The organism is Cellulosimicrobium cellulans, from assembly GCF_001722485.1.
GTDB classification, from domain to species: Bacteria; Actinomycetota; Actinomycetes; order Actinomycetales; family Cellulomonadaceae; genus Cellulosimicrobium; species Cellulosimicrobium cellulans_A.
In genome coordinates, this window is the sequence record NZ_LWGL01000342.1 from 1 (window position 1) to 1,150 (window position 1,150).

2 protein-coding genes are annotated in these 1,150 nt (G+C 76.5%); both read right to left on the reverse strand.

Annotated features, from left to right (window positions below; all coding sequences use genetic code 11):
• Positions 1–65 precede the first annotated feature (65 nt).
• The gene (gene mscL, locus JZ5iCDA_RS17610) at positions 66–590 is read right to left on the reverse strand and encodes a large conductance mechanosensitive channel protein MscL (RefSeq protein ID WP_253182147.1); all 525 of its coding nucleotides are present in this window, start codon (positions 588–590) and stop codon (positions 66–68) included.
• A gap of 51 nt (positions 591–641) precedes the next feature.
• The coding region (locus tag JZ5iCDA_RS19300) for a flagellar biosynthesis protein FlgA (protein WP_171905437.1) at positions 642–1,150 on the reverse strand (509 nt) is incomplete at its 5' end.

Here is a 1,150-nt window from a genome sequence, read left to right on the forward strand (position 1 = left end):
GCCGCCGCACTACGGCCGCTGACGCCCCGGCGAGGCGGGCGGCGGGCCGCCGGGGTCGACGAGCGTCAGAGCCGGTCGGCCCGGCCGTCCGGGCCCGGCCCGTTGCCGCTCGCCCCCGGTGCGCCCGCCTGCGCGGCGAGCAGGTCGCGGATCTCCTGGAGCACGCGCACGTCCTCCGCGGGTGCCTCCGGCTCGGCGACCTCGTCCTTCTTGCGCCGCGCGGCGAGCTTGTTCATCGGCAGGACGAGCAGGAAGTACAGGGCGATCGCCACGAGGAGGAACTGCAGGACCGCGTTGAGCACGCCCCCGACGGAGATCACCGACGCCTCGAGACCCCGGGCAGGGTCGGCCCCGCGCAGCGTGATGTCCCAGACCCCGGACAGGTCCGGCTTGCCGAAGATCGCGCCGATCAGCGGGTTCAGGAAGTCCTCGACGAGCGCGGTGACGATCGACGTGAACGCCGCGCCGATGACGACGCCGACCGCCAGGTCGATCGCGTTGCCGCGCAGCACGAAGTCCTTGAACCCGGTGAGCACGCCCTTCATGTCCATCCCCTTCACGTCGGTGGCGTCGCGTGGCGACGGGGCCACGACGGAGCACCGCGATCCTGCCAACGACCGGGGTCACCGGCAACGAGAGGGCTACGGCACGAGCACCGCGGTGACCGCGCCCCAGCCCGCGACGGCGGCGAGGCGTTCCGCCTCCTCGGGGCGCACGGCGACGAGCGTGACGTCCTGCTCCGTGCTCGCGGCGGAGCCGAGCAGCCCGCCCGGCGCCTCCGGGGCGCGGCCGGGCACCACCACCGCGGCGCGCGCGAGATAGGGGTCCGGGGCGACGGGTGCCGCGTCCTCCTCGGCCGCTCCAGGATCGGCCGACGCCGCAGGTCCGGGCGTCGCCCCGAGCTCACCGGCCGCGACGAGGAGGTCGACCCGGTCGCCGGCCGTGAGCAGGGCGCTGACGCCGGGGTCGAGCCGCACGGCCGCGACGACCGTGCCCGCGGGCGCGGCGGCGACCAGGTCCCCGGCGGCGACGAGCGACTCCTGGAGCGCGGTGCCGGGCGCGAGCCGGACGGAGGCCGTCCGCCCGACGACGTCGTCGACCGTGCGCAGCGCCTCGGGCGCGAGGCCGGCCGCGACCTCGAGCGCTCGAT